The organism is Mycobacterium sp. (genome assembly GCF_035697385.1).
Classification (GTDB): Bacteria; Actinomycetota; Actinomycetes; order Mycobacteriales; family Mycobacteriaceae; genus Mycobacterium.
Window position 1 is genome coordinate 1 of record NZ_DASSCY010000006.1, and the last position, 7,945, is coordinate 7,945.

Here is a 7,945-nt window from a genome sequence, read left to right on the forward strand (position 1 = left end):
GGTGGTCAAGATGCTGCGCTCCCACGCGCTTCTGGCCAGGCATCTGGCCGATCCGTCCGCGGATTCCGCCGCCAAGGTCGTACTCGCCGAGCGGGTGTTGTCCGGCAAGGTGTCGGATAGCGCACTTGACGTACTGAGAACCGCTGTGTCGCAGCGGTGGTCGTCCACCTCCGATTTGATCCGCGGAATCCAATACATCGCCAGGCTCGCGTTGTTGGTGCGAGCCGAACGCGATGGCCAGATCGAGGATGTGGAGGACCAGCTGTTCAGGTTCAGCCGCATCCTCGACTCCGAGCCGCGGCTGATCACGCTTCTGGGCGAGTACACGGCGCCGCTTGACGGCCGAATTAGCTTGCTGAACAACGTGTTGCAGCGCAGGGCAAGTAAGGATGCCGCAGATCTGTTGCGCCAGACGGTCGACCTGCTCCACGGTGAGCGCGCCGACGAGGCCGTGCGCGAACTGGCAAATCTCGCGGTGTCGCGGCGTGGTGAGGTCGTCGCGCACGTAAGTGCCGCCGGCGAGCTCAGCGAGGCACAAGAGAGCCGCCTCACCGAGTTGCTCACTCGCATCTACGGCCATCCCGTGTCGCTTCAGTTGGACGTCAACCCCGAGCTACTGGGCGGTCTGACGATCGCCGTCGGCGACGAGGTGATCGACGGCTCGCTGGCATCCAAGCTGTCCGCAGCCGAGACCCACCTACCCGACTGACCCCCATTACTAGAGACCCACACACGAAGTAGGAAGACGAAAAGCCATGGCAGAGTTGACCATCTCGGCGGACGAGATCCAGGGCGCCATCGAGGAGTATGTCGCCGCCTTCGAGGCCGACACCGAGCGCGAGGAGATCGGCACTGTCATCGATGCCGGTGACGGCATCGCGCACGTCGAGGGCCTCCCGTCGGTGATGACCCAGGAGCTGCTGGAGTTCCCTGGCGGCGTACTCGGTGTTGCACTCAACCTCGACGAGCACAGCATCGGTGCGGTGATCCTCGGTGACTTCGAGAAGATCGAAGAGGGCCAGCAGGTCAAGCGCACGCGCTCTGTTCTGTCGGTGCCCGTCGGCGACGGCTTTCTCGGCCGAGTGATCAACCCACTGGGGCAGCCGATTGACGGCCGTGGCGACATCGAGCAAGAGGAGCGGCGTGCCCTGGAGCTGCAGGCACCGTCGGTGGTCCAGCGTCAAGGTGTGAGTGAGCCGCTGCAGACCGGTATCAAGGCCATCGACTCGCAGACACCCATCGGTCGCGGCCAGCGCCAGCTGATCATCGGTGACCGCAAGACCGGTAAGACCGCGGTGTGCGTGGACACGATCCTCAACCAGCGCCAGAACTGGGAAACCGGAGACGAGAACCAGCAGGTCCGATGCGTGTACGTGGCCATCGGGCAGAAGGGCACCACCATTGCCAGCGTGCGCCGCACGCTGGAAGAGGGTGGTGCGATGGACTACACCACGATCGTCGCAGCGCCGGCATCCGACTCCGCCGGGTTCAAATGGCTTGCGCCGTATACCGGTTCGGCCATCGCGCAGCACTGGATGTACGGCGGCAAGCACGTGCTGATCGTGTTCGACGACCTCACCAAGCAGGCCGAGGCCTACCGTGCGATCTCGCTGCTGCTGCGCCGTCCGCCCGGCCGTGAGGCATACCCGGGCGATGTGTTCTATCTGCACTCTCGGCTGCTGGAACGCTGCGCGAAGCTGTCCGACGAACTTGGCGGCGGCTCGCTGACCGGCCTGCCGATCATCGAAACCAAGGCCAACGACATCTCGGCTTACATTCCAACCAACGTCATCTCGATCACCGACGGTCAGTGCTTCCTGGAGACTGACCTGTTCAACCAGGGTGTGCGACCGGCCATCAACGTCGGCGTTTCGGTGTCGCGCGTTGGTGGCGCCGCGCAGATCAAGGCAATGAAAGAGGTGGCAGGAAGTCTCCGCTTGGATCTGTCGCAGTACCGCGAACTCGAGTCGTTCGCGGCCTTCGCCTCAGACCTCGACGAAACGTCGAAGGCACAGTTGGATCGCGGCGCCCGGTTGGTCGAGCTGCTCAAGCAGCCGCAGAACAGCCCGATGCCGGTCGAGGAGCAAGTGGTGGCCATCTTCCTCGGCACCAGGGGCCACCTCGACACCGTGCCCATTGAGGACGTTCAGAAGTTCGAGCGCGAGTTCCTCGAGCACGTCAAGGCCTCGCACGAGGCGATCCTCAAAGAGATCCGCGAGAGCAAGAAGCTCTCTGAGGAACTTGAGGAGACGCTGGTCAACGCGGTGAACGAGTTCAAGAAGGGCTTCGCGACCACCGATGGCAGCTCGGTCGTCAAAGACGAGCACGTCGACGCGATGTCCGATGAAGACGTCGAAAAAGAATCGGTGAAGGTCCGCAAGCCCGCACCGAAGAAGAAGTAGGCCGGAGGGTCTGGAAAGCCAATGGCAGCAACACTGCGCGAATTGCGCGGCCGCATCCGCTCCGCCGGGTCGATCAAGAAGATCACCAAGGCCCAGGAACTGATCGCGACGTCGCGCATCGCCAAGGCGCAGGCCCGAGTCGAGGCGGCTCGGCCATACGCACGCGAAATCACCAACATGCTCACCGAACTCGCCAGCGCGAGTGCGCTGGACCACCCACTGCTGGTCCCACATGAGAACCCTCGGCGGGCCGCTGTGCTGGTGGTGACGTCCGATCGCGGGCTCTGCGGTGCCTACAACGCCAACATCTTCCGTCGGTCCGAGGAGCTTTTTTCATTGCTCCGTTCGGAGGGCAAGCAGCCCATCCTCTACGTGGTGGGTCGGAAAGCGCTGAACTACTACAGCTTTCGCAACTGGGATGTGACGGAGTCGTGGACCGGGTTCTCTGAGCGCCCCGACTATGAGAACGCGCAGGAGATCGCGTCGACATTGGTCGACGCTTTTATGGCGGGTGTCGACGACGAGGGTGACGACCCCGGAGCCGACGACATCCTCGGCGTGGATGAGCTGCACATCGTGTTCACCGAGTTCAAATCGATGCTGTCGCAGTCGGCGGTCGCCCGCCGGATCGCGCCGATGGAGGTGGAGTACAGCGACGAGGACACCGGGCCGCACACGCTGTTCTCCTTCGAGCCGGACGCCGACGCGCTTTTCTCCGCGCTGCTGCCCCGGTATGTGTCCACCCGCATTTTTGCCGCGTTGCTCGAGGCGGCGGCCTCAGAGTCGGCATCGCGCCGACGCGCCATGAAGTCGGCGACAGACAACGCCGACGACCTCATCAAGGACCTGACGCTGATGGCCAACCGCGAACGCCAATCTCAAATCACCCAGGAAATCAGCGAAATCGTCGGTGGCGCGAACGCGCTCGCGGACGCCGCCAAGAAGTAGCCCTTTAGGAAGCGAAGAACAGATATGACTGCTACTGCCGAAAAAGAGACCCGCACCGACACCGCGGGCCGCGTCGTACGCGTCACCGGCCCCGTCGTCGACGTCGAGTTTCCCCGCGGTTCCGTGCCGGAACTGTTCAACGCGCTGCACGCGGAGATCGACTACAAGGACCTCGCCAAGACGTTGACGCTCGAGGTCGCCCAGCACCTCGGTGACAACCTCGTGCGCACCATCTCGATGCAACCCACCGACGGCCTGGTTCGTGGTGTCGAGGTGACCGACACCGGCAGCTCGATCTCGGTGCCGGTCGGTGACGGCGTCAAGGGCCACGTGTTCAACGCGCTCGGTCACTGCCTCGACGAGCCCGGCTACGGCAAGGACTTCGACCGCTGGTCGATCCACCGCAAGCCGCCGCCCTTCGACCAGCTCGAACCCCGCACCGAGATGCTGGAGACCGGCCTGAAGGTCGTTGACCTGCTCACCCCGTACGTCCGCGGCGGCAAGATCGCACTGTTCGGCGGTGCGGGTGTCGGCAAGACCGTGTTGATTCAGGAGATGATCAACCGTATCGCCCGAAACTTCGGTGGCACATCGGTATTCGCGGGCGTGGGTGAGCGCACCCGCGAGGGCAACGACCTGTGGGTCGAGCTCGCCGATGCCGACGTGCTCAAGGACACCGCGCTGGTGTTCGGACAGATGGACGAGCCGCCCGGCACGCGTATGCGTGTGGCGTTGTCGGCGTTGACGATGGCGGAGTTCTTCCGCGACGAGCAGGGCCAGGACGTGCTGCTGTTCATCGACAACATCTTCCGCTTCACGCAGGCAGGTTCTGAGGTGTCAACGCTGCTGGGCCGCATGCCTTCTGCGGTGGGGTACCAGCCGACGCTGGCCGACGAGATGGGTGAGCTGCAGGAGCGCATTACCTCGACGCGCGGCCACTCGATCACGTCGATGCAGGCCGTTTACGTGCCCGCCGACGACTACACCGACCCGGCGCCGGCCACGACGTTCGCCCACCTCGACGCGACCACCGAGCTCAGCCGTACGGTGTTCTCCAAGGGCATCTTCCCAGCCGTGGACCCGCTGGCATCCAGCTCGACCATCCTCGACCCCAGCGTCGTCGGCGACGAGCACTACCGCGTCGCACAGGAAGTCATCCGAATCCTGCAGCGCTACAAGGACCTTCAGGACATCATCGCGATTCTCGGCATCGACGAGCTTGCCGAAGAGGACAAGCAGTTGGTGCAGCGTGCCCGTCGTATCGAGCGGTTCCTGTCGCAGAACATGATGGCTGCCGAGCAGTTCACCGGCCAGCCGGGCTCGACGGTTCCGCTCAAGGAAACCATCGAAGCGTTCGACAAGCTGTCGAAGGGCGATTTCGATCACCTGCCCGAGCAGGCGTTCTTCCTCATCGGCGGGCTTGAGGATCTGCAGAAGAAGGCCGAGAGCATGGGCGTCAAGATGGACGACGGTGGCGGCGACGGCGCACCTGCGCAGACGGACAAGGCCGATGAGGCCGACAAGGCGGACAAGGCCGACAACAAGGACGACGACGCCGATAAGGGCGAGTAGCGATGCCCGAAATAGACGTCGACATTGTTGCGGTTGAGCGCGAAATCTGGTCTGGCAAGGCCACATTCGTGTTCACCCGCACCACGTCGGGCGAGATCGGCATCCTGCCGCGGCACATCCCGTTGGTGGCTCAGCTCGTGGACGACGCCATGGTGCGCGTTGAGCGCGAAGGCGAAGAGGACCTGCGCATCGCTGTCGACGGCGGGTTCATGTCCGTCACCGACGAAGGCGTGATCATCCTGGCTGAGTCCGCGGAACTCGAGTCTGAGATCGACGCCGACGCCGCGAAGCAGGACTCCGAGTCCGACGATCCGCAGACTGCTGCCAAGGGTCGAGCGAGGCTTCGCGCCCTGGGCCAGATCGACTAGCGGGGCCGCCGATGAGCGCGTCCATGATCGTCATGGCCGCGCTGGTGGGTGTGCTGCTGGTGGTTGTTGTCGCGCTGAGTTATCGGCTGTGGAAACTGCGTCAGGTCGGCGGAACTGCGGCGATTCTTCGTGACGTGCCCGCGGTCGGAGGCCACGGCTGGCGGCATGGCGTAATGCGTTACCGCGGCGGGGAAGCCGGCTTTTATCGGTTGTCGAGCCTGCGGTGGTGGCCCGACCGGAGGCTGAGTCGCCGAGGGTTGGAGATCGTGGGGCGGCGGGCGCCGCGCGGCGACGAATTCGACATCATGACCGACGAAATCGTGGTTCTCGAGCTGCGAGATACCAGTCCCGAACGCCGCCGCGGCTACGAAGTGGCGCTGGATCGCGGTGCGCTGACGGCCTTTCTGTCGTGGCTGGAGTCGCGGCCGTCACCGCGTGCGCGGCGTCGCACCTACTAACCCGTCGCACCGCCGCCGGGTTGCCACAACACGTCTCCGTCGGGGTTGGCTACCCGAGACAAGATGAACAACAGGTCCGATAGCCGGTTCAAGTACTTGGCCGGCAGCACACTGACGGTGTCTCCGTGGGCTTCCACGGCTTGCCACGCCGAGCGCTCGGCACGGCGCGCCACAGTGCGGGCTACATGCAGCAGGGCTGACAGCGGTGTACCGCCGGGCAGCACAAAAGAATTCAGAGCCGGCAGTGGTTCGTTGAACTCGTCGCACCATGACTCCAGACGGTCGATGTAGCTCTGCGTGATCCGCAGCGGGGGGTGTTGGGGGTTGTCGACCACCGGGGTGGACAGGTCAGCGCCGGCGTCGAAGAGGTCGTTCTGAATCTGGCGCAGCACGTTGCGAATCTGCTCGCTGGGGTTTCCCAATGCGATCGCGACACCGATGGCGGCATTGGTTTCGTCACAGTCGGCGTACGCGGCTAGCCGTGCGTCATTCTTTGGCACCCTGCTGAAATCACTTAAACCGGTGGTCCCGTCGTCCCCGGTTCGGGTGTAAATGCGGGTGAGATGAACTGCCATGGTCAAACCGTAGCGGGACTGACTCGCCCGGGAAACTGACACGGCTCATGCCGCTGTTTACACTGACCCGCGTGAGCGAGCGATTCGTGGTGACCGGCGGAAACCGGTTATCAGGCGAAGTTGCTGTCGGGGGGGCCAAGAACAGCGTTTTAAAGCTGATGGCGGCATCGCTCCTGGCAGAGGGCACGAGCACGATTACCAACTGCCCCGACATCCTGGATGTGCCGCTGATGGCGGAGGTCCTGCGGGGGCTGGGCGCGAACGTCGAGTTGGACAGCGGGACCGTGCGGATCACCTCGCCCGACGAACTCAAGTACGACGCGGATTTCGCCGCGGTACGTCAGTTTCGCGCCTCGGTGTGTGTTCTGGGCCCGCTCGTCGGCCGCTGCAAGCGAGCGAAGGTCGCGCTGCCGGGCGGAGACGCAATCGGGTCGCGGCCGCTCGACATGCACCAGGCCGGCCTGCGGCAGTTGGGTGCGACATGCAACATCGAGCACGGCTGCGTGGTCGCCGAGGCAGATCACTTGCGTGGCGCGGAGATTCAGCTCGAGTTCCCGTCAGTAGGGGCGACGGAGAACATCCTGATGGCCGCCGTCGTGGCTGAAGGTGTGACGACGATTCACAACGCCGCGCGGGAGCCTGACGTTGTCGACCTGTGCACGATGCTGAATCAGATGGGCGCCAAGATCGAGGGCGCCGGCTCGTCGACGATGACGATCACCGGGGTGGATCGGCTTTATCCCACCGAGCACCGGGTGATCGGGGACCGCATCGTCGCCGCCACGTGGGGCATTGCCGCGGCGATGACGCGCGGAGACATCTCGGTGACAGGAGTCGATCCGTCGCATCTGCAGTTGGTGTTGCACAAGCTGCACGACGCGGGTGCCACCGTGACGCAGTCCGACGACGGCTTCCGTGTTGTCCAGTACGAGCGGCCCAAGGCCGTGAATGTCGCGACACTGCCGTTCCCCGGATTCCCGACCGACCTTCAGCCGATGGCGATCGGGCTGGCGTGCATCGCCGATGGAACATCGATGATCACCGAGAACGTCTTCGAGGCCCGCTTCCGCTTCGTCGAGGAGATGATCCGGCTGGGCGCCGACGCGCGCACGGACGGACATCACGCGGTGGTGCGGGGGATACCGCAGCTGTCCAGCGCACCGGTGTGGTCCTCGGACATCCGGGCCGGCGCGGGGTTGGTGCTGGCCGGGCTGGTCGCCGACGGCGATACCGAGGTTCACGACGTGTTCCACATCGATCGCGGATATCCGCTGTTCGTCGAGAACCTGGTCAGTCTGGGCGCCGAAATCGAGCGTGTGGCCTAACGTCTGGTCGTGCTGGTAGGGCCGCTTTGGATTGCGGCGCATAAAGGCGTAGTCTTTACCGAGAAGCCCACGGCCCCAGGCCAATCGGACTGGCGGACGGGGTTTGACGTCTCTGTCCACATGGAGTACAGTGGCAGGGTTGCCTGGAAACAGGGTGTGTTGTTTGAGAACTCAATAGTGTGTTTGGTGGTTTTTGTTTGTTGTTGTTTTTGCCATGCTTCTTTTTCCCGTTTAGGGGTGTGGTTGTTTTTATATGCCAGTTTTGACTGGTTGCTTGGTCAGATTGTTCTGATTCGA

General features: G+C 63.8%; 9 protein-coding genes. 8 read left to right on the top strand and 1 reads right to left on the bottom strand.

Going from position 1 to position 7,945, the window contains the following annotated elements:
• From VFH65_RS00515 to VFH65_RS00540, 6 genes are all read left to right on the top strand, one after another.
• A partial coding sequence (locus VFH65_RS00515; RefSeq protein WP_353319161.1) for a F0F1 ATP synthase subunit B/delta occupies nucleotides 1-709 on the top strand: 709 nt, incomplete at its 5' end.
• A 46-nt stretch (nucleotides 710-755) separates the two neighbouring features.
• Nucleotides 756-2,402 (top strand): F0F1 ATP synthase subunit alpha, encoded by a 1,647-nt coding sequence (gene atpA / locus VFH65_RS00520; protein WP_353319162.1) that lies wholly within the window; start codon nucleotides 756-758, stop codon nucleotides 2,400-2,402.
• A gap of 21 nt (nucleotides 2,403-2,423) precedes the next feature.
• Nucleotides 2,424-3,350 carry a F0F1 ATP synthase subunit gamma gene (locus VFH65_RS00525; RefSeq protein ID WP_353319163.1) on the top strand — a complete coding sequence of 309 codons (927 nt, stop codon included), beginning with the start codon at nucleotides 2,424-2,426 and terminating at the stop codon, nucleotides 3,348-3,350.
• Between the two features lie 24 nt (nucleotides 3,351-3,374).
• Nucleotides 3,375-4,922: a F0F1 ATP synthase subunit beta gene (gene atpD / locus VFH65_RS00530; RefSeq protein ID WP_353319164.1), complete on the top strand. Its 1,548-nt coding sequence runs from the start codon at nucleotides 3,375-3,377 to the stop codon at nucleotides 4,920-4,922.
• Between the two features lie 2 nt (nucleotides 4,923-4,924).
• Entirely contained in the window at nucleotides 4,925-5,290 is a 366-nt protein-coding gene (locus VFH65_RS00535; RefSeq protein WP_353319165.1) for a F0F1 ATP synthase subunit epsilon, read from the top strand.
• 11 nt (nucleotides 5,291-5,301) lie between these two features.
• On the top strand, nucleotides 5,302-5,748 hold the full coding sequence (locus tag VFH65_RS00540) for a DUF2550 domain-containing protein (protein ID WP_353319166.1): 447 nt from the start codon (nucleotides 5,302-5,304) through the stop codon (nucleotides 5,746-5,748).
• On the opposite strand, the gene VFH65_RS00545 is transcribed toward VFH65_RS00540, so the two are convergent.
• A complete protein-coding gene (locus VFH65_RS00545) occupies nucleotides 5,745-6,323 on the bottom strand; it encodes a cob(I)yrinic acid a,c-diamide adenosyltransferase (RefSeq protein WP_353319167.1) in 579 nt (192 codons plus the stop codon). The two genes, VFH65_RS00540 and VFH65_RS00545, sit on opposite strands and share 4 nt — an antisense overlap.
• A gap of 71 nt (nucleotides 6,324-6,394) precedes the next feature.
• Here VFH65_RS00545 and murA point away from each other — a divergent pair, with 71 nt between their 5' ends.
• Together murA and VFH65_RS00555 are read left to right on the top strand one after the other, a co-directional pair.
• The gene (murA, locus tag VFH65_RS00550) at nucleotides 6,395-7,648 is read left to right on the top strand and encodes a UDP-N-acetylglucosamine 1-carboxyvinyltransferase (protein WP_353319168.1); all 1,254 of its coding nucleotides are present in this window, start codon (nucleotides 6,395-6,397) and stop codon (nucleotides 7,646-7,648) included.
• Nucleotides 7,649-7,657: 9 nt separating this feature from the next.
• Nucleotides 7,658-7,945: hypothetical protein (locus VFH65_RS00555; RefSeq protein ID WP_353319170.1), on the top strand; the 288-nt coding region annotated here is incomplete at its 3' end.

Coding starts and splice junctions, on each gene's coding strand:
- atpD (WP_353319164.1), top strand. CDS start 3,375: ATGACTGCTACTGCCGAAAAAGAGACCCGCACCGACACCGCGGGCCGC.
- VFH65_RS00525 (WP_353319163.1), top strand. CDS start 2,424: ATGGCAGCAACACTGCGCGAATTGCGCGGCCGCATCCGCTCCGCCGGG.
- VFH65_RS00535 (WP_353319165.1), top strand. CDS start 4,925: ATGCCCGAAATAGACGTCGACATTGTTGCGGTTGAGCGCGAAATCTGG.
- VFH65_RS00545 (WP_353319167.1), bottom strand. CDS start 6,323: ATGGCAGTTCATCTCACCCGCATTTACACCCGAACCGGGGACGACGGG.
- VFH65_RS00540 (WP_353319166.1), top strand. CDS start 5,302: ATGAGCGCGTCCATGATCGTCATGGCCGCGCTGGTGGGTGTGCTGCTG.
- atpA (WP_353319162.1), top strand. CDS start 756: ATGGCAGAGTTGACCATCTCGGCGGACGAGATCCAGGGCGCCATCGAG.